The sequence below is a fragment of the Methylorubrum pseudosasae genome, assembly GCF_029504475.1.
GTDB lineage: Bacteria > Pseudomonadota > Alphaproteobacteria > Rhizobiales > Beijerinckiaceae > Methylobacterium > Methylobacterium extorquens.
The window spans coordinates 345,658-364,352 of record NZ_JAQGDU010000002.1 but is presented as its reverse complement, the minus strand read 5'-3'; the positions used below and the strand labels follow the sequence as shown (position 1 = coordinate 364,352).

General features: G+C 68.0%; 13 protein-coding genes and 1 pseudogene. 6 read left to right on the top strand and 8 right to left on the bottom strand.

Going from position 1 to position 18,695, the window contains the following annotated elements; genetic code table 11:
- Positions 1 to 40: 40 nt before the first annotated feature.
- The 3 genes and pseudogenes from M2437_RS02515 to M2437_RS02505 all read right to left on the bottom strand — a co-directional run bounded on the left by M2437_RS02515 (position 41) and on the right by M2437_RS02505 (position 3,782).
- Positions 41 to 593, bottom strand: a pseudogene (locus tag M2437_RS02515) (OsmC family protein).
- A 212-nt stretch (positions 594 to 805) separates the two neighbouring features.
- On the bottom strand, positions 806 to 2,410 hold the full coding sequence (locus tag M2437_RS02510; protein WP_253389274.1) for a sigma-54 interaction domain-containing protein: 1,605 nt from the start codon (positions 2,408 to 2,410) through the stop codon (positions 806 to 808).
- Between the two features lie 355 nt (positions 2,411 to 2,765).
- Complete coding sequence (locus M2437_RS02505; RefSeq protein WP_253389273.1) at positions 2,766 to 3,782, bottom strand: GlxA family transcriptional regulator; 1,017 nt, start codon at positions 3,780 to 3,782, stop codon at positions 2,766 to 2,768.
- A 50-nt stretch (positions 3,783 to 3,832) separates the two neighbouring features.
- On the opposite strand from M2437_RS02505, the gene M2437_RS02500 reads away from it, so the two are divergent.
- Entirely contained in the window at positions 3,833 to 4,537 is a 705-nt protein-coding gene (locus M2437_RS02500; protein ID WP_015821797.1) for a DJ-1/PfpI family protein, read from the top strand.
- A gap of 74 nt (positions 4,538 to 4,611) precedes the next feature.
- Here the strand turns inward: M2437_RS02500 and M2437_RS02495 are convergent, their stop codons facing one another.
- The 4 genes from M2437_RS02495 to M2437_RS02480 form a co-directional block, all read right to left on the bottom strand.
- Entirely contained in the window at positions 4,612 to 6,180 is a 1,569-nt protein-coding gene (locus M2437_RS02495) for a solute symporter family protein (protein ID WP_253389272.1), read from the bottom strand.
- A 10-nt stretch (positions 6,181 to 6,190) separates the two neighbouring features.
- Positions 6,191 to 6,487 (bottom strand): DUF485 domain-containing protein, encoded by a 297-nt coding sequence (locus M2437_RS02490; protein ID WP_277570198.1) that lies wholly within the window; start codon positions 6,485 to 6,487, stop codon positions 6,191 to 6,193.
- Positions 6,488 to 6,592: 105 nt separating this feature from the next.
- Positions 6,593 to 7,702, bottom strand: a complete 1,110-nt coding sequence (locus M2437_RS02485; protein ID WP_253389270.1) for a carbon-nitrogen hydrolase family protein — start codon at positions 7,700 to 7,702, stop codon at positions 6,593 to 6,595.
- A 102-nt stretch (positions 7,703 to 7,804) separates the two neighbouring features.
- Positions 7,805 to 8,701 carry a LysR family transcriptional regulator gene (locus M2437_RS02480; RefSeq protein WP_253389269.1) on the bottom strand — a complete coding sequence of 299 codons (897 nt, stop codon included), beginning with the start codon at positions 8,699 to 8,701 and terminating at the stop codon, positions 7,805 to 7,807.
- Between the two features lie 665 nt (positions 8,702 to 9,366).
- On the opposite strand from M2437_RS02480, the gene M2437_RS02475 reads away from it, so the two are divergent.
- The gene (locus M2437_RS02475; RefSeq protein WP_182569945.1) at positions 9,367 to 10,071 is read left to right on the top strand and encodes a sigma-70 family RNA polymerase sigma factor; all 705 of its coding nucleotides are present in this window, start codon (positions 9,367 to 9,369) and stop codon (positions 10,069 to 10,071) included.
- Between the two features lie 214 nt (positions 10,072 to 10,285).
- On the top strand, positions 10,286 to 10,495 hold the full coding sequence (locus tag M2437_RS02470; RefSeq protein WP_015950104.1) for a hypothetical protein: 210 nt from the start codon (positions 10,286 to 10,288) through the stop codon (positions 10,493 to 10,495).
- Between the two features lie 61 nt (positions 10,496 to 10,556).
- Here M2437_RS02470 and M2437_RS02465 read toward each other — a convergent pair whose 3' ends face one another.
- Positions 10,557 to 10,853, bottom strand: coding sequence for a helix-turn-helix domain-containing protein (locus tag M2437_RS02465; RefSeq protein WP_012252820.1), 297 nt, complete (start codon positions 10,851 to 10,853; stop codon positions 10,557 to 10,559).
- 359 nt (positions 10,854 to 11,212) lie between these two features.
- Here M2437_RS02465 and M2437_RS02460 point away from each other — a divergent pair, with 359 nt between their 5' ends.
- The 3 genes from M2437_RS02460 (at position 11,213) to M2437_RS02450 (ending at position 18,661) form a co-directional block, all read left to right on the top strand.
- The gene (locus tag M2437_RS02460) at positions 11,213 to 12,976 is read left to right on the top strand and encodes a type I secretion system permease/ATPase (protein ID WP_253389268.1); all 1,764 of its coding nucleotides are present in this window, start codon (positions 11,213 to 11,215) and stop codon (positions 12,974 to 12,976) included.
- Between the two features lie 9 nt (positions 12,977 to 12,985).
- Complete coding sequence (locus tag M2437_RS02455; RefSeq protein ID WP_253389267.1) at positions 12,986 to 14,362, top strand: HlyD family type I secretion periplasmic adaptor subunit; 1,377 nt, start codon at positions 12,986 to 12,988, stop codon at positions 14,360 to 14,362.
- Positions 14,363 to 14,440: 78 nt separating this feature from the next.
- Positions 14,441 to 18,661: a hypothetical protein gene (locus M2437_RS02450; protein ID WP_253389683.1), complete on the top strand. Its 4,221-nt coding sequence runs from the start codon at positions 14,441 to 14,443 to the stop codon at positions 18,659 to 18,661.
- Positions 18,662 to 18,695 lie beyond the last annotated feature (34 nt).

Genomic DNA, 18,695 nt, shown 5'->3' with positions numbered 1-18,695 from the left:
CGGGGAAGGCGGCGGGACCGTTCGATCCCGCCTGAGCGAGTCAGCCAGCCAAGCCGATCTTGAAGGCGATCGGGTTCCGCATGGAGTTGGCCACCGGCGAGTAGACATTCGCGTGGCGCACGATCTCGTCGAGTTCCTGGCGGCTCGCATCGCCCTCGATGGTCACGGCCACGCGGATTTCCTGGAATCCCATGTCTTCCGGCCGCTTCTCGGCGCCGCCCGCGCCCCAGGCGGCGGGGTTGCCGATGTCGCCCTCGAGATGCAGTTCGAGGCGTGAGAGGCGCACCTGTTTCCAAGTCGCGACGGCGGTGATGCCGACCGCGAGGCAGCCGCCGAGGGCCGAGAGCACGACCTCACCCCGGCGCCGGCGCCGTGTTCTCGCCGAACAGGTGCAGGGGCTCGTCCACTACGACCGGCTGGTGGTCGCCGACATAGCTGAGGGTGCGGTACTGCCCGTCGACGACGGTGTGCACCTTGTTGGTGCCACGCGAGCCGGGATTGCAGCGGCCTTTCTCGGCGAACTGCATCAGGCCGTCCCGGTCGATCGGACGCAAGTAGGTGGTGACGGTGGTGGGGGCGGCGCTCGCGCTCATCGGTAACTCCTGTTCGTGCCCTGCCTCCGTCTTCGTCGGGGCCGGCTCGGAGGGACTTGCGCAAAGCGGGTGCCAAATCGGCCGCCCGTGCGACTATTTCATATTTCTGATATTTTTCAGTGTTTTAGCGAATATTTGCGAACATCGATTCCAGATGAAACGTCGATGAATGTCGACACTTTGTCGACATTGTCGGGATTGGCGGAGCCGGGTCAGGGGGCCGGCTGGAGCTTGCGCCAGCGATAGGAGAATTGGCGTTCGGTGAGCCCGAGCCGCTGGGCCGCCCGCGTTTTGTTGCCCCCGGCCTGGGCCAGGGCCATGCGCAACTGTTCGTGGCCGTGCGAGTCGGCCGGCAGGTAGGGGCGCACGGTGCCCATCGCGCGCAACGCCGCTTCCCGTTCGGGCGAGAAGAACGGGGCCGAGGCGGGAGCGAGCAACGGGGGCGCCGTGACGACGGCGCCTTCGAGCATCGGTCGCACGTCCTCGACGTCCAAGACACCTTCGCTCGCCAGCAGCACGAGCCGCTCGATGAAGTTGGCGAGCTGGCGGATGTTGCCCGGCCAGGACTGGCGGGCGAGATGCGTGACCGCGCCCTGGGTCAGGTTGACGTTGCGCTGGTTGTTCTGGTTCGCCTGGGTGAGGAAGTGCAGCACCAGATCGGGGATGTCGCTGCGCCGCTCCGCCAGCGGCGGCAGGGTGATCGGCACGACGTTGAGGCGGTAGAACAAGTCCTCTCGGAAGCGGCCATGGGCGACCTCGGTGGCGAGATCCCGGTTCGTCGCGGCGACGAGGCGCATATCGACCCGGATCTCGCGCTTGCCGCCGAGGCGCACGACCGTTCCCTCCTGAAGGGTGCGCAGCAGCTTGGTCTGGAGGACCGCCGGCATCTCGCCGATCTCGTCGAGGAAGATCGTGCCGCCGCTCGCCTGCTCGAACCAGCCGGCCCGCGCATCGACGGCCCCGGTGAAGGCGCCGCGCTCGTGCCCGAACAGCTCGGATTCGAACAGGCTGTCGGGGATCGCCGCGCAATTGACCTTGATGAAGGGCCGGTCGCGCCGCGGGCTCGCGAGATGGAGCGCCCGGGCGAAGAGTTCCTTGCCGGTTCCGGACTCGCCGAGCAGCAGCACGCTCGCGGTCGCGCTCGCGACCTTCTCCACCTGAGCGAGGGCGCGCAGCAGCGCGGGCGAGGTTCCGATGATGCCGTAGCGGGCGCGCTTGATGCGCAGCTCGCGCGCCAGCATGTCGTTGTGCTCCTCGAGCGCCCGCGTCTTCTGCTCCACCCGCTCGTTCAGGGTCAGCAACTGGCTGACCATCGTGGCGATGATGCGCAGGATGGTGAGATCGTCCGAGAGCGCCCGCTCCCGGTGGCGGATGCGGTGGCAGGCAATGGCGCCGACCGTCCGGTGATCAACGCGGATCGGCAGTGCCAGGAACGACACGGCGCCGCGGGGAAGCTGCGCCCGCGCCACCGCCCGCCCGAGGAAGGTCGGGTCCTTGTCGATGTCCTGCACGATGATGAGGTGACCGTCCTGGATGACGCGTCCGGTGATGCCCTCGCCCGGCGCGTAGCAGCCCCGAGCGACCTCCTCGCGGGTGAGCCCATAGGCGTAGGCAATGCGGTGTCCCTTGCCGTCGGGGTCTTTCAGGACGATCCGTCCCCGATTCAGTCCCACGATCTCGGACAGGAGATGCAGCATCTCCCGCGCGACCTGATCCAGGCGCAGGCCCTTGCCGATCAGGTTCATGACCTCCTGGACGAGGAACATCTCCTGCGTACGCCAGTGTGTGCTCGACGCGCCCTTGAGGCTTCCATCCATTCCGCGGCGCACCCCAGGTTCCTGATTGGCGCCTCAGCAACCTGCAAGCTTCGTGCAAAGATCGGCGCACATCCGAACCGGCTGATCCACGGAGACGCGCCGATCAGGCATAAGTAGCCGAAATTGCATGCCTCTGAGCCCATCTCGATAGGGCAATGCGCTCGGATCCGAGGCCGCTTCGGAATTTAAGCGTCGATCGACTGTGCGGAAACGAGGAGTGCGCGGCCGATCAAGAAGAGTGCGAACGCTTGATCCATTCCTGACCTTGCTCCGCCAACTCCAAGGAACCGCTGGGCGCCAGGGGCGCCCGTCCGCTACGAGGCTCGGGCTCGGCTGAGAGAACGTCCGGCGCGGCTCACGCGAAGGCCTTGATCTGCGGATCGATGCCAAAGCGGGAGCGATAGTCCTGCGGCAAGCTCGCGAGCAGACGCAGGAAGCTTCGGCGCATCGTCTCCTCGGACGCAAAGCCACAGTGGTGCGCGATCCGCTTGATCGGCCGATGGGTCTCCGCCAGCATCTGGCGGGCGGCCTCGACCCTCAACCGTTCGACGGCTCTGGCCGGCGTAAGCCCGGTCTCCTTGAGGTAATGCCGGCTGAAGCTGCGCTCACTCATCCCCGCCGCCGCAGCCAAGGCCGAGAGCGACAGGTCTGCGCCGAGATTCACCCGCATCCAGCGATGCAGCGCGTCGAAGCGGTCCCCCTCCGTCTGCAGCGACAAGGCCGCGCTGAATTGCGCCTGACCGCCCGGACGCTTGAGGAAGACGACGAGGTAGCGTGCCACGGCCAGCGCCGTCTCACGGCCGAGATCCGCCTCGACGAGCGCCAGCGCAAGGTCGATCCCGGCCGTCACGCCTGCGGAGGTCCAGACGGGGCCGTCGCGCACGAAGATCGGATCGGCCTCCACGTGCACGGCGGGGAAACGCCGGGCGAAGGCGTCGCAGTACGACCAATGGGTCACGGCCCGCCGGCCATCAAGGATGCCCGAAGCCGCCAGGATGAAGGCGCCGGTGCAGACGGAGGCGACCCGTCGCGCCTGCGCGGTACGCCGACGCAGCCATTCGATCAGTTCGGGATCGCCGGCCGCCGCATCGACGCCGGGCCCGCCGGCCACGATCAGGGTATCGACCGCCTCCGGCATCGGCGTCAGCGGCTCCGCCGCGAGCGCGAGGCCGGCGGAGGACGCGACGGTGCCGCCGCTTTTCGCGACCACCCGGAGCCGGTAGGGCGGCCCCTCTGCGTCGCGGGCGGCATGCTCGTTGGCGGAGGCGAAGACCTGAAGTGGACCGGTGACGTCGAGCACCTGCACGCCCGGAAAGGCGAGCACCTCCACGGACCGCACCGGTTTTGGCGGGAAACGAGGGTTCTTTGGCATCCGCGCCAGAACCTGCCCGAGTACCCTTCGGCTGTCCACCGGAGGCAGACATGATCCCGCCCGACACTCACCTGGAAATCGGCTCCCTCTTGTTCGAAGGCGTTGACCAGATCGATCTCACCGGCCCGTTCGAGGTCTTGTCGCGCATCCCGAACGCGACCTACCGCGTCTACGGCAAGACGGCCGAGACGGTCCGGGACGTTCGCGGCCTGAAGCTGACGCCGGACGCGGCGATCGAGGACGCGCCGCAACTCGACGTGCTGCACGTCCCCGGCGGTTTCGGCCAGGAGGATCTGATGGAGGACGAGGCCGTCCTCGCCTGGCTCCGCCGCCAGGCGGGCGGCGCGCGGAGCGTCTTCTCGGTCTGCACCGGCGCCCTGCTCTGCGGGGCCGCGGGCCTCCTGAGAGGCCGCCGCGCCACGACCCACTGGGCCTCGTTCGATCTGCTGCCCTACTTCGGCGCGATCCCCGTCGACCAGCGGGTGGTCGTCGACGGCACATGGGTGTTTGCGGCGGGCGTCACGGCCGGGATCGACGGCGCCCTGCGGTTGGCCGCGGAGCTGCGCGGCGAGGACGCCGCGAAGGCGATCCAGCTCTACATGGCCTACGCGCCCGAGCCGCCCTTCGACAGCGGCACCCCGGAGAGGGCGCCGCCGGCCATCCTCGAACAGGCCCGCGCCGCGGTGGCGGCGATCACGGAACGCCGCACGGCCACCGCCCGGCGCGTCGCCGCCCGGCTCGGCGTGCAGCCTTGAGCGGCCGACACCCGAACGCCCATGGACGGGGCGTCCTTCGACGCCCCGTCCATGGGTAGTCCCGGGCCGAGGGTTCAGCGGCCGGCGTAGGCCGTCCGCGACGCACCGAACATGATCCTCCGGCGCATCTCCTGGAAGGCGCTGTCGGCCGCATCCTCCTTGGTCACGAGCGAGACGCCAATCGCCACCAGGAAGGACAGCGGCATGCTGATGAGGGCCGGGTTCTTCATCGGGACGAACCACCAAGCCTGCGAGACCTCCGCGAGGCTCCGCCCCAGCACATCGACCTGGATCGTGGGGGAGAGGCTGATCAGCAGCAGCGAGGCGAACGTGCCGACCAGGATGCTGGCGACCGCGCCCGCCGTCGTGAACCGCTTCCACGTGATGGACAGCAGCAGGGCCGGGAAGTTGGCGGCCGCGGCGACGGCAAAAGCCAGCCCTGCCATGAAGGCGACGTTCTGGCCCTCGAAGACGATCCCGAGCACTACCGCTAGGACCGCGATGGCGACCGTCGCGATCCGGGCAACGGTGAGCTGCTCGCGCTCCGGGGCATGGCCATTGCGGACGACGTTGACCCAGAGATCGTGGCAGACCGTGGCAACACCGGAGAGCGTCAGGCCCGCGACGACCGCCAGCATGGTCGCGAAGGCGACGGCGCAAATGAAGCCGAAGAACCCGTTACCGCCGACCGTGAGGGCGAGCAACGGTGCCGCCATGTTGCCGCCGCCGCCCGCCTTTGTGACAGCCTCGGGCCCGACGAGAACCATCGCCCCGAAGCCGATCACGAAGACGAGGAGGTGGAACGAGCCGATGATACCGGTGGCGTAGAGGATCGACATCCGGGCCTCCTTCACATCCGGCACCGTGAAGGCGCGCATCAGGATGTGCGGCAGCGCGGCCGTGCCGAACATCAGCCCGACGCCGAGCGAGATCGCGTCCCACCCGCTTCCCGCGACCTTGGAGCCCGGCTGGAGCACGCGTTCGCCGTACTTGTCGGCGGCCGCCGAGAACAGGCGCAGCGGGTTCATCTCGAAATGGGCGAGCACGAGGAGCGCCAGAACGAGGCCGCCCAGCGAAAGGAGCACCGCCTTGATCACCTGAACCCAGGTGGTCGCCAGCATGCCGCCGAAGATGACGTAGATGAGCATGGCGGTGCCAACCACGATGACCGAGGCGGTGTAGGGCAGGCCGAACAGAAGTTTGATCAGCGAGCCCGTCGCGACCATCTGGGCAATCAGGTAGAGCAGGATCACGGTCAGGGTGCCGATGGCGGCGGCCATCCGCACCGGGCGCTGCCGCAAGCGGTAGGCGACGACGTCGGCGAAGGTGAACTTGCCCAGGTTGCGCAGCGGTTCGACGATCAGGAACGAGATGATCGGCCAGCCGACCAGGAAGCCGATGGAGTAGATCAAGCCGTCGAAGCCATGCGACGTGATGATGCCGGCAATGCCCAGCAGCGCGGCCGCGCTGAGGAAGTCGCCCGCGAGGGCCCAGCCGTTCTGCCAGGCCGTGATCTGTCCTCCGGCGGCGAAGAACTGCTCCGTGGTGCGCGTGCGCCGGGCGGCCCAGTAGGTGATGCCGAGCGTCAGCGCCATGAAAATGAAGAAGAACGTGACGGCGAGGGGATTGTTGGCGGCCTGCATGGTTCGCTCCTCAGCTCATGATGCGGCGCACGGCCGGGTCGTAGAACCGGTTCGCCCAGACGACGTAGACCAGACAAAGGACAAACGATCCGACGATCACTCCCGCACCGAGCAGGATGCAGAGCGACAAACCGGGCATCAGGATCGTGCCCATCGCAGTCTTGGCGAAGGCTAACATCGTCATGAACCCGAAATACATCGTGATCATCACGAGGCTCAGCACGATCGCCACGCGCGATCGCGTTCGCGACAGTCGTGCGATCGCCTCGGCCTCCTCGCGAGGGGCCACTCTATCGGGTGAAAGCATGCTGCACCTCCGTCCATGCGTGCGGGATCTTGCGAACACTTCCGGGAGGCCGAAGCCTCCGAGCCGGCGCGGCGTCGCCTTGAGGCCCGGCCGCGCCCAAACCTCTCAGTGGCCTGCGCGGCGAAGCGGCGGGACCGACGCCGGCTCACCGAGGCCGGGCTGTGTCCGAGCGCCATCCGGATCGACGGCCTCGAGCCCATCGACGCCGTCGGCGGCGACTCCCGACGGCCGGACGGCCGCGTCGAAGTTGATCGGCTCGCGCGGCGTGCGGTCGACATGGAGGCGGAAGATGTCGAAGCGGTTGTAGTAGCCGACGACGTCGTGGAACTGCTTGGGCTCGACGCAGGCCTCGACGTCGATGTCGGCGTAGACGATCGTTTCGTCTCCCTGGTGCGGCTCCACGACGTGGGAGCCGGTGGGGTCGAGGACCATGGACACGCCCGCGGGGGTTCGCTCGACGAGTTCGGCGAGGGCGGCGTCCCCGTCGCAGAGGGTGGCCCTGGCGGCCGCGTCGAGGACGGCGGAGCAGACGATGTTGAACACCTTGGCCTCGAAGGCATGCGCCCCGGCGCGAATCTCGATGGCCCGTTTCAGGTCGTAGGCGGCGCTCTCTCCCGGCGGGCGGGTCGGCCAGGCCGGCGGGTAAGTCGAGATATGGACCTGCTCGCCCTGCGCCATCAGCGTGTACCGGGCCAGCGGATTGGTGTTCTCACCGCAGATCAGCATGCCGACGCGGCCGATCTCGGTGCGCGTCACGCGCAGGCCCCGGGCGTCGCCGTTCGCCCAGATGAGCTTTTCGTAGAAGGTCGGCACGAGCTTGCGATGGTGGTTGAGGATCGCCCCGTCGCGCCCGATCAGCACGTTCGCGTTCCACAGGCAGCCGACGCTGGCTTCGGTGCTCTCGCTGAACCCGAGCGAGACGAGCACGCCGTGGCGCCGGGCGGCGGCGCGGACCGCGCCGATCTCCGGGCCGTCCCAACGCACGGACTGGGCCGCGAGGCGCTTGAACAGATCGTGGTTGTGGATCGGAGCCCGCAGAGCCGCCCAGAGCGGGAAGCCCGGCATGTAACCCTCCGGAAAGACCACGAGGTCGGCGCCCGCGCGGGCAGCCTCTCCGATCAGCGCAACGGCCTTCTCGGCGGAGGCGGTGCTGTCGAGGAAGACCGAGGCGACATGGCAGGCGGCCGCCTTGAACTTCGGGTATTGGACGGACATCGACACGGCTCCTGGAACGGGATGCCGCATTTGCAACAGAGGCCGTCCGCGTCGCGAAGGTGGAAAATCCGCAACGCCCGCTGCATTCTTGCCGTGACCTGCCTAAAACCGGTTCAAGTACGCTGCCTCCTTTGAGAACAGGTCGGCCAGGAAGCGGGTCACGGCGCGCATCCGGCCGGCATGCTCGATGTCCTCGTGAACACCGAGATAGAGTTCGCGCTGCACCACCACATCGTCCGCCAGGACGGGGATAAGCGCCGGGTTGGTTTTTGCTGAAAAAAGCGGCAGCAGGCCGAGCCCCGCCCCTGCGGCGACGGCGGTCTGCTGGGCCGCCATGCTGGTGGAGCGGAAGACCACGTTCGTCGGTTTCAGGACTTCGAGCAGCCAATGCACCGGCTCGATCGCCACGAGATCATCGACGTAGTCCACGAAATCGTGGTCCTGAAGGTCGGCGCGCGTCGTCGGGCGGCCATGCGTGGCGAAGTAGCGTTCCGCCCCGAACAGGGCCAAGCGGAACTCGCCGACCCGCCGCACCTTGAGGCGCGGGCCCTGGGGCGGCACGAAGGACACCGAGATGTCGGCCTCGCGCTTGGTCAGGTTGATGAGGTGCCGCTCGGTGACGAGTTCGACCACGATGCCGGGCATGGCGGCGGCGAACTCGGCGAACTTGGCCGACAGGTAGAAGGCGGCGATGCCTTCCATGCTGGCAACACGCACGCGTCCTGCGGGCTCGGCTCCATCGGAGAGGCCGAGTTCGTCCGGCACGGACAGCATCTTCTGTTCGATCGCCTCCGCGATCACGAAGAGCTTGTGGCCGGCCTCGGTCAGCAGGAAGCCGTCGGAGCAGCGCTGGAACAGTTTCGTGTCGAGCCCCCGCTCCAACTCCGCAATGCGACGACTGACCGTCGTGTTATCGACCTTGAGCCGACGCGCGGCCGGCATCAGCCGGCCGTGCCGGGCCAACTCCAGGAAGAAGGTGAGGTCGTTCCAATCGAACATGCGGTGATCTGAGGTGAGGCACGGTTCGGGCCAAAGTTCTCCGCCAAGTTTCTCCATCGCGGCAGGGGAAGCAACCGGCTGAAACCTGGCCCGGCGTCGGAGAGCTGCGAGGCCTACTTCGGCCGAAGGACACCTTACGCCACCTCAATCCGCTTCAGCTCCATGTGAAGAATGGGCTCTTCCTGCTGCCGTGCGGCTGTCCACGGCGGCAGCAGGCCACTCAGCGCACTCGCGAGGAAATCGCAGCCCCAGCGCAGGCCATCTACCTCAGCGAGCGCGGCCAGCGCTCCGTTTGAATGTCTTGCGTATTGTCGTAGCACGCGAGCGCCGCGCCGCAGTGTGCCAGGATGGCGCGGAGATCCTCGACGCAAGCCTCTGCCTCCGCGAGCGTGAGCAATCCGTTGCGCCAGTACGCAGCACCCGATGCAGCCACGACGACGACCGCGAACCGACCATCCGGACAGTCAACGACTCGATACGTCACCGGGCATGTCATCACTTCGACCGTGCAAGCTCTCAACGCTACTCCGAGCGCAACCCCGAACGCGCCGACGGAATGGATCGATCCCCGAGGTTTGCGAGTTAGATGTTCACTGTACGGCGGAAGGAGCTGGCTCAGGCATCTCTCTGCCGCTCGCTCCGAGAAGGAACGTGGGTTGATCGACATGCTGATTGCAAGCGGACTCGGTCCGGTTTGCTCGGATCCGGAAGGGAAAGCGGGAGCTGCCAGGCTGCCCTTCGCGGTGCAGAAGCACATCGGAGCTCAGTTGCAGGCGACTTATCTCGAAATCGTCGTTTCAGGTGCACCGCAGCATTTGCTTGATCTCACGCGGGTTCTGGAGAGTGCTCTCGCGCCCCTGGCGAGTGAGCGCGACGCAGCCTTTCGCGCGGGGCTCACGGCAGCACTCCCGGCGCTGCAGGTGTTCGCGCAGTCGCTCGCTGGAAGTGCTGCACGGGCCGATGATCTCGTGCAGGAGGCCGTGCTGAAAGCGTGGGCCAATCAGGATCGGTTCGTGCCAGGCACGAATCTGAAAGCGTGGCTGTTCACCATCCTCCGCAATCACTTTTACACCGAGCGACGCAAGCACAGGCGTGAGGTGGAGGACGTGGACGGTGTCATGGCGGGCCAACTGGTTGCGCTGGCGGCACAGGAGCATGGCTCGGACCTTCAGGTCGTCCTGTCCTACATCGCGCGGCTACCGGCCCCCCAACGCGAAGCGCTGCTTCTCGTCGGTGCGCAGGGCCTGACTTACGAAGCAGCCGCGGAGGTCATGGGCTGCCAGACCGGCACGGTGAAGAGCCGGGTAAGCCGTGCTCGCTCCTACTTGATGGAGCAGCTGAGCATGTCTTCCACCAAGGTGCCGGCCTGAACTTCATCTTGCTCCGATTGGCACAAATCTGCTTCGAGCACCGGATGACGACGTCCGCGATCAGTGCGGATTTCGGCCGTGTCTCACATTGCGGCTGTCCACGCCTCGTTTGGAGCGGCTGGATACAGCGAAGTCCATAGCTTGAACTGCACGAACGGGCGACGCATGACAGGGCTGGTCTTCACGCTTCCAGCCATCGCTCTCCCTCGTGCCCATGCCTCGCCGCGCGTCGTATCGGATCCTCGAACGCCCTGACGGACGGTTCGACATCGCAGTGACGTTGGCCGGTGGTGGCACGCATTTCCGCGAGGGCTTGTCGACGCCGGCGGAAGTGCAAACCGCTCTGGCGATGCTGCGCGACCTGATGACAGCCTGTGGCGCCGTCCTTGTCGAAGCGGAGACGCTCAGCCTCGCGGCGGAATAGGCGCAGACAGCCAGCTTTCCGCGCGTTTCACGGCAAGAGTTGAGCCTGTATCGACGACGGGTCAGTCGCCGAAGAGGATCTCGAACGTCAGCGGATCGTAGAAGCGCATCAGGCTCTTCACGAAGTCTTTCGCATCCACTCCCAGGGCGTCGGCCCAGAGCCGGTACCGGTCCGGGGGCACACGGCCGCGTCCCGTCTCAAGCTGTGAGATGAAGGTGTAGTACTCGGCACCGACCAGCGCAGCCAACTGTCTCTGTGAGAGACCCTGCTTCTCGCGAAGGTCCTTCAGGAAGCGGCCACCTTCGCGGCGCAATTCCTGCACCTCCTCAGAGCCGAGACGTTGCTGATGGACATACAAATGTGCGGCTCCCGCCAGCGCTCAATTGCGAGAGCGCCGAATGGTACAGTGATTTCCATATGGCGCTCAGACAGCCAATGTCCAGTTGGCATTGCGTCCGATTTTCGACGGTCTCGGCGGCGCTCCTTGGAATACAATAAGCCTGCGCTAAGATTCATAAGCCGGCACGCGATGATGCGAGCCGGGGAAGCGGACGCGATGCGGCGGCACGAGTCACATTTTTCCGGGAATGAATCCCGGCCGACGGCCTCGAAGCGCCCCTTCCTGTTCCGAGGGATGGCGCTCTGTGGCCGGCATTCGCAGGCGGACGGGTTGGCCGCGCGATCCGGGCCACGTGAACCGGCGCGCCGGGAGGTGCCATGAGCGATCGTGTGGCCGAGTCCGTCTTGAAGGATGGGCTGCGGGCGATCCGCCCCGTTCTGGTGACGGTGTTCGTCTTCGCCTTCTTCACGAACCTGCTTCTGTTCGCCGGTCCCCTGTATATGCTGCAGGTCTACGATCGCGTCCTCTCGAGCCGGAACGAGGCGACGCTCCTCGGCATCACGGGCATCGCCGCCTTCGCGCTTGCCGTCTATGCCGTCCTCGAAATGCTTCGTTCGCGCCTGTTGGTGCGGGGCGGGATGATCTTCGATCGGAAGGTTGCCGGACCGGTCTTCGAGATCGTTCACAGGGCCGCATTGCTCAAGCCGCGCGCCGGGCACGAAACGGTCCTTCGCGATGTCGATGTCCTGCGTGAGTTCCTCACGGGCGGCGCAATCCTGGCGCTCTGCGACCTGCCCTGGGCCTCGCTGTTCTTGCTGGCCTGCTTCATCCTCCATCCATGGTTCGGCTGGATGGCGTTGCTTGGGGGCGGCACGCTCCTGGGACTCACGCTCCTGACCGATCTCACGACCCGGCGGCCCCTCGACGTGGCGAGCCAAGCCGCCCGAGAAGCGGGCGAGCAGGCCCGCGCGACCATGCGAGGGGGCGAGGTTCTGCGCGCCATGGGCATGCTCGGCGCCTTGCGGTCCCGGTGGCATCGGCGTCACGACGAGGCGATTCGGCTGCAGGCCCGGGCGAGCGATCGCGCCGGCCTCATCACTGCGGCGACGAAGTTCACGCGCATGTTCCTGCAGACGATGGTCCTCGGTGTCGGCGCCTACCTCGCCATCCATGGCGAGATCTCGGCCGGCTCAATGATCGCGGCCTCCATCATCATGGGCCGAACGCTGGCGCCCATCGAGGCGGTCGTCGGGCATTGGAAGAGCTTCACGGCGGCCCGGCGCAGCTATGCCCGGCTGGCGGACATCGTGGGGCGCATCGGCCTCGAACCGCAGCGCGTGATGCTGCCGCGTCCGCGCGGTCTGATCGAGACCGAGAATTTGGTCGTGGCGGCGCCGGGCTCGCCGACGGCCATTCTCCACGATGTGAGCGTGCGGCTGGAGCCCGGCAGCGTCGTCGGAATCATCGGTCCGAGTGCGGCCGGGAAATCGACCCTGGTCCGCGCGATCACCGGCGTCTGGCCCATCACCTCCGGCGCGGTGCGGATCGACGGAGCCGACCTCCGGCACTGGGACCCGCAGGCGCTCGGCCGGCATCTGGGATACCTGCCGCAGGACGTTGAATTGTTCGACGGCACGGTGGCGCAGAACATCGCGCGCTTCGACACCCAGGACGACGCCGCCATCGTTGCGGTGGCGCAACGCGCGGGCTGCCACGACCTGATCCAGGCTCTGCCGGACGGCTACAACACCCGGATCGGATCGGGCGGGCACGGCCTCTCGGGCGGCCAGCGTCAGCGCATCGCCCTGGCGCGGGCGATGTACGGGGACCCGAGCTTGGTCGTCCTCGACGAGCCGAATGCCAGCCTCGACCAAGCCGGCGAGGCCGCGCTGATGCGGGCGGTGGCCGACCTTCGAGAGCGGGGGACGACGGTTGTGATCGTCACCCACAAGGTGAGCCTGCTGGCGGGAGCCGATCAGATCCTGATGCTGGAGGGCGGAACGCTCCGCGCTTCGGGCCCGGCCGATCAGATCCTCACCCAGGTTTCCGGGCCGCGCCCGGTTCCGGCGCTGGTCGCGACCGGCGGTCGCGCGATGCCCGAGAACGAGAGGCTGTCCGAAATCCAACGTAGCGCGGGCTGAGCCATGACAATGCCTCCTGCCCCGATCCCGATCACGTCGTCCGCCGCTTCCTCGTCGCCGCTGGGCCGCGGCGGAACGGGCACCGAGGACAGCGCCGTCCCGCTGATCGCGTGGCAGCGCTACGCGATCGCCGGCTATGCGCTCATCGCCGCGGCCTTCGGCGTAGCCGGGGCCTGGGCGGCCACCGTCCGCCTGGATCGCGCCGTCATCAGCACCGGCGTCATCGTCGCGGAAACCAGCCGCAAGGTCGTCCAGCACTTCGAGGGCGGCATGGTCCAAGCGGTGTTGGTGAAGGACGGGCAGACGGTTCGCTCCGGCGACGTCCTCCTGCGGATCGATCCCGTACAGTCCCAGGCGAGTGCGGACCTGTTCCGAAACCAGCTCGACGCCGCTCTCGTCCTGGAGGCGCGGCTGCGGGCGGAGCAGGCGCAGTCTGACGACCTGCAGCTGCCCGCCGACATCGCCGCGCGGCGCAACGAGCCCGCCCTCGCACGCATGATCGGCGATCAGGCGGGTCAGTTGGCCGAACGGAGGACGACGCTGAAGGGCCAGCTCGCCCTCATCGAGGCCAAAGTCACCCAGCTGAGGACGGAGATCTCCGGCCTTGCCGTCGAGAAGTCCTCGGTCGAGCAGCAGGTCGGCTTCATCCGACAGGAACTGGAGGGCCTGCGCAGCCTGCACGAGCGGAATCTGATCCCGCTGTCGCGCCTCCTCGTGATGGAGCGGGAGCGCACGCGACTGGAGGGTGTGATCGGGCGCTCCGTCGCGGAGAGAGCAAAAGCCGAGAACGCCATCAGCGAGGCCGGGCTGCAGGTCACCCAGTTGAAGCAGAAGCTTCAGGAGGCGGTCACCGGCCAGCTTCTCGAGACGCGGCAGAGGATCGGCGAACTTCGGGAAAAGCTCGTCGTCGCGCAGGACGTGTTCCGGCGGCACGAGATCCGCGCCTCCCACGACGGCGTCATCCAGGGTCTCAAGGTTTTCGCGATCGGGCAGGTCGTCCGCTCGGGCGAGCCGCTGATGGAGATCGTCCCGACGGCGGACAGGCTCGTGGTCAACGTGCAATTCTCGCCCAACGACCTCGAAGCCGTCCATGCCGGCATGCGGGCGGAGATCAAGTTTCCGACCTTTCAGGCCCGCCGGACGCCCGCCGTCTTCGGAACGCTCACGGTGGTGTCGCGGGACCGTCTGGTCGACGAGGGGTCGAAGCAGGCCTATTTCGCCGGCACCGTGGAGATCGACGAACACCAGCTTCCCGCCGAGGTCCGACATCGCCTTCTCGCGGGCTTGCCAGCCGAGGTGGTGGTCTCGGCCGGGGAGCGCACGGCCCTGGAATATCTGTTCGCACCCTTCTTCGACGCGATGGGACGCGCCTTCCATGAACGCTAGCGCCGCGCCCGGTCGCTCCGCCATGGGGTGCGGCGCTCTCCGCCAAGGGTCGCCACGAGCCGACACGGTGAGATGACGATGAGCACGGTCATTCCCTTCTTCCGTCCGGCATCGGCGCGGCAAGGCAACTGGTCGCAGCAGGAGCTGGCCGAGTTCTATCGCGTCGAGGCGGCTCTCCTCCGTGCCGGGTTCAGCATCGCGAGCGAGCACGGCCTCAGCGACGAGGGTGAGCCGTGGTTCGTCTTCTGCCAACCGGACGGCGACGCGATCATTCACTTCGCCAAAATCGACGGCAATTATCTCATCGCCTCGGACGCTCTGGATCGGCCCGTGCGCGGCACGGATTTCCGGACCCTGATCGACCAGATCGCCCGACTGCATCCGCACCTGCTCCCGATCCCGGCGACAGGGACGGGGACGACGCTCGTGGTTCATCCGGCCGCGCTGCTCGCGGCGCTGGTGGCGGCGGCAGCCTTGAGCCTGTCGTCAGAGGATGCCCATGCCGGTCCGCTCGTGGCGGGGGGCGAAGGCGTATCTCCGCCGCCGACCTCCCAGGGAGGCGAGCCCGCGCAGGGCCATCCGCAGCCGAAGGCCAATGGCGGGTCCGGTGATCGGGACACTGATCGCAAGCAGCTTGAGGCCATCATCCTCTCCGCGATGATCTTCGCAGCCGAGGCCATGGCGATCGATCACCGCGCCGTGAGCGCGGAGCTGGATCTCGACTTCGCGGACGGGGCGGGCAACGCCTCGATCTTAACCGCGCAGGGTGAAGCTGCGTCGGCGTCGGGCACCACGTTCGGCCCCGGCCGCGGGAGCGTGTCGGCTCAGCCCGCCGTTCTGACGGCGCAGGGCAGCGGCGCGAATCCCGATGCTCGTCCTCACCCCGCTTCCGACACGATTGCAGCGGCGAGCCGGGTCGATCCGGCTCCTGTGGCGCGGACCGAATCTCCGGCTGAAGCGCCGAAGTCACCAGCCTCGCAGAACCAGCCGCTGGCGCCGAAATTTGGCAGCGATGTCGCGCTGGCCAACACATCGGCCGAGGCGTCCGCCGCCAAATCCAGCGGCCAACAGGCATCGACGTCCGGTCGCAGCGAGAGTGCAGCGCCCGCATCGGACGAGCCGGGGTCGGCCTCAAGTGATCAGCACGCCGGTTCGGCCTCGGCCTCGATCACCGAGCCCGGCTCCCGCGCCCGTTCTGCACCTGCCGCATCGTCTGACTCGGCCGACGCCGGCAGCGGACCTGCCCGACCGGCCTGGGTCAACGCCGTGACCCAGACTGCAACGAACCGGGCACCGTCCCCCGAAGCCTCGCGTGATGCCGACGATCGGGGCGACGGCCGACCCGCAGAGGCTGCGCTCGGGAACAGTCCGAAGGTCGAACCGGCGGGGCATGCCAACGGTCACGTCGAGGGCATGGGCCGGGATCGAGAATCCCCGGCCAAGGCCGCCGAGACCCATCCGACCGGGGAGCAGGCCGCCCCCGGTCACAGCCAGCCCGAGGGCGCCGGTCGAGGCGCTCCGGCCGAGACGGCGACCGGGAATAGCCCGCAGGCCGAGCGTGGCGCCGAGAGTGACAGGCAAGCCACCAGCGTTGCGCCGGCCCAGAGCCCGCAGGTTGAACCCGCGACCGGGACCACGCCGCAGGCCGGGCAGGCCCGCCCCGATCAAAGTCCCATCGACAGCACCGGCCAGGACCGCGGCGCGCCGGCGATGGCGGCCGTCGGACACAGCCCGAACGCCGAGCCGGTTGGACCCGGTCAGGGCCAAGCCAGCGCCCAAAGCCAGGATCAGGGCGCGCCGGCTGCGGCCTCTCATGAAATGCGGGCCGAGCCAACGAGCCCCACGAACGGCCCGGTGAACACCGTCGGTCCGGACCGCGCTTCATCGCCTGAGGGGGCGAGCGGGAACAACCCGCAGACCGCGCCGGCCGGCGGGGGCAATGGCCAAGCCGGCGGCGTCGCTCGGCAGGAACCCGCGTCGGCTCAGGCCGAAGCTGCGAATAGCCCATCAGTCGAGGCGAGTAGCCGTGGCAACACCGGCGCCGTTGCTCAGGAGCGGGGCCCGCAGGCTGAGCCTGCGACGGGAAGTAATCCGCCGAGCGCGCAGACCGGCCGCGGCCAGGACCAATCCAGCGTTGTCGCTCGGCAAGACGCCGGGCCGGCTCAGGCCGAAGCTGCGAATAGCCCGCCGGTCGAGTCGAGTAGCCGTGGCAATGCCGGTGCCGTTGCTCAGGAGCGGGGCCCGCAGGCTGAGCCTGCGACGGGAAGTAATCCGCTAAGCGCGCAGACAGGCCGCGGCCAGGACCAATCAAGCGGCGTCGCTCGGGAAGACGCCGCGCCGGCTCAGGCTGAAGCTGCGAATAGCCCACCGGTCGAGGCGAGTAGCCGTGGTAGCGGCAACGCCGGTGCCGCTGCTCAGGAGCGGAGTCCGCAGGCTGAGCCTGCGACGGGAAGTACTCCGCCGAGCGCGCAGACCGATCGCGGCCATGACCAATCCAGCGCTGTCGCTCGGGAAGAAACCGTGCCGGCGCAGGCCGAGACGAGGAACAGCCCCCCGGTCGAGCAGACCGGCCGTGACAACGGCAACGCGAGCGCCGTTGCTCAGGACCGGGGCTCGCAGGCTGAGCCTGCGGTGGCACAGAACCCGCCGATCGGGCGGACCGGCCCGAATGAAGGCCATGCCGGCGTCTCTGGTCCGGGAAGCGCACGGGCCGAGGCCGTGACCGGCGATCCTCTCGCGGGCCAACAGGGTGGTCGCGCCAGCGGCCAGGAGAATGCCAACGATCAAGGTTCGCCGCGGCCGACCGAGGCGGCGTCGGGAAACGATCCGCAGATCGAGCCGACGGGCAGCAACAACGGCCAGGGTCAGGGTCATGGCAGCAACTCGAAGGCCGAGGTTGTCGCCCTCCATGAGCCGAGCTCAGACGCGCCGACCGCCGGCCACGGTCGGGCCCCGAGCGATGCCAGCGAGCGGGGATCGGCCGCACAGGCCGAGGCCGTTCTTCCCGCGACTGAGCAACAGGCCGATCGCGGCCAGAGTCAAAACTCGGTTCCGGCCGAGCGGAACGACCAGCAAGCGCCCGAAGCGCATGGTCCCGGCGCGACCGACACGGCTTCAAGTCACGGTAAGCCAGAAACTGCCGGCGAAACGCGATCCGACGCGGCACCGGCCCCGAAGGCTCATGCGCTGCTCGACCCCGATTCCGCTTCCCACGGATCGAAAACGCTCAGCGCGACCGAGTTACCGGGCGGCGCGCACGAGCCGACCGACGCAGCGGCTCCCGGGCCTGCAGCCAAGGCCGATCGGGCGCCCGCGGCGGATGGACCTGGTCAGGATCTGACATCGTCGTCCGCCGAACCCGCACGGGGTCATTCGATCGAGCATGGCTCCGATCAGGCCGCGAACGCGGCAGCCTCGGAACAGACGAACGGGGACGTGTTCGGCACGAAGGAGCACGGATCCACGCCGAGCGACGTCGCCGTGACGTTGCCATCGAACGTCCCTACCGGCGGCGCCGGGCCCCAGGCGAGGCCTGCGCAGGAAGAGTCGGCGCCGCACGGGCAAAGTGCCGATGCGGAGCTTGCCGTTCCCGCGTCGGCTGCCCACGATCCCGTCTTGCAGGATCGGGGAAGCGATCGGGCGGAGGCGGAAAACCCCCTCGGACACGGCGCTTCACCCGCGTCGGACGCTCAGATTGCGTCGCCGAAGGGTGAGCACGCCCAAGCCGATCCTGACGGGCCGCATGACGGCGCGGGACCCGTCGTCGTTCGCGCGATCCCAGTGGCGGACCCGCAGGCGACGGTTCACGGCGTGGACGAGAATGACCTGTCCGGCCCGTCCGGAGGTCCTGACCTGACGTCGCCGTCTGCACCGGTTTCGCAGGAGGCGATCGCACCGGCCCATTTCGATCAAGGACAGGTCGATGACGGCCTTTCGGTCAGCAGCCGCACCGACCGAGAGGCGCCCGGACAGGCGGCCCCTCCGGTCAAGGCCAACGAGCCGACCCAGCCGCCTGTACAGGTCGAAGCCGATCTGGCGGGCGGGCCTTTGCCAAACAGCCAATCCGGCTCCGCGGCGTCCCAGGGGGCGTCCGGCCAAGCGAAGCCGGGCCGGCCAAGCCCTCCGCCCGCGGTGATCGACGCGGACGGCAATCTCGTGTTCCACACGGACGCCCCTCAGGATCCGGCGCCATCGGCCCCTCCGCAGGGGCCGGACGAGGCGACGACCCATCACACGGTCGGCCTGATCGGGGTCACGGATCAGACGCATCCGGTGCACGACATGTATCACCACACCTAGAGCCGTATCCGGCCGGATCGCCTCAGGCCGGCGT

Coding starts and splice junctions, on each gene's coding strand:
- M2437_RS02450 (WP_253389683.1), top strand. CDS start 14,441: ATGAGCACGGTCATTCCCTTCTTCCGTCCGGCATCGGCGCGGCAAGGC.
- M2437_RS02480 (WP_253389269.1), bottom strand. CDS start 8,701: ATGTTCGATTGGAACGACCTCACCTTCTTCCTGGAGTTGGCCCGGCAC.
- M2437_RS02475 (WP_182569945.1), top strand. CDS start 9,367: ATGCTGATTGCAAGCGGACTCGGTCCGGTTTGCTCGGATCCGGAAGGG.
- M2437_RS02470 (WP_015950104.1), top strand. CDS start 10,286: ATGCCTCGCCGCGCGTCGTATCGGATCCTCGAACGCCCTGACGGACGG.
- M2437_RS02510 (WP_253389274.1), bottom strand. CDS start 2,410: ATGGATGGAAGCCTCAAGGGCGCGTCGAGCACACACTGGCGTACGCAG.
- M2437_RS02495 (WP_253389272.1), bottom strand. CDS start 6,180: ATGCAGGCCGCCAACAATCCCCTCGCCGTCACGTTCTTCTTCATTTTC.
- M2437_RS02505 (WP_253389273.1), bottom strand. CDS start 3,782: ATGCCAAAGAACCCTCGTTTCCCGCCAAAACCGGTGCGGTCCGTGGAG.
- M2437_RS02455 (WP_253389267.1), top strand. CDS start 12,986: ATGCCTCCTGCCCCGATCCCGATCACGTCGTCCGCCGCTTCCTCGTCG.
- M2437_RS02485 (WP_253389270.1), bottom strand. CDS start 7,702: ATGTCCGTCCAATACCCGAAGTTCAAGGCGGCCGCCTGCCATGTCGCC.
- M2437_RS02490 (WP_277570198.1), bottom strand. CDS start 6,487: ATGCTTTCACCCGATAGAGTGGCCCCTCGCGAGGAGGCCGAGGCGATC.
- M2437_RS02460 (WP_253389268.1), top strand. CDS start 11,213: ATGAGCGATCGTGTGGCCGAGTCCGTCTTGAAGGATGGGCTGCGGGCG.
- M2437_RS02500 (WP_015821797.1), top strand. CDS start 3,833: ATGATCCCGCCCGACACTCACCTGGAAATCGGCTCCCTCTTGTTCGAA.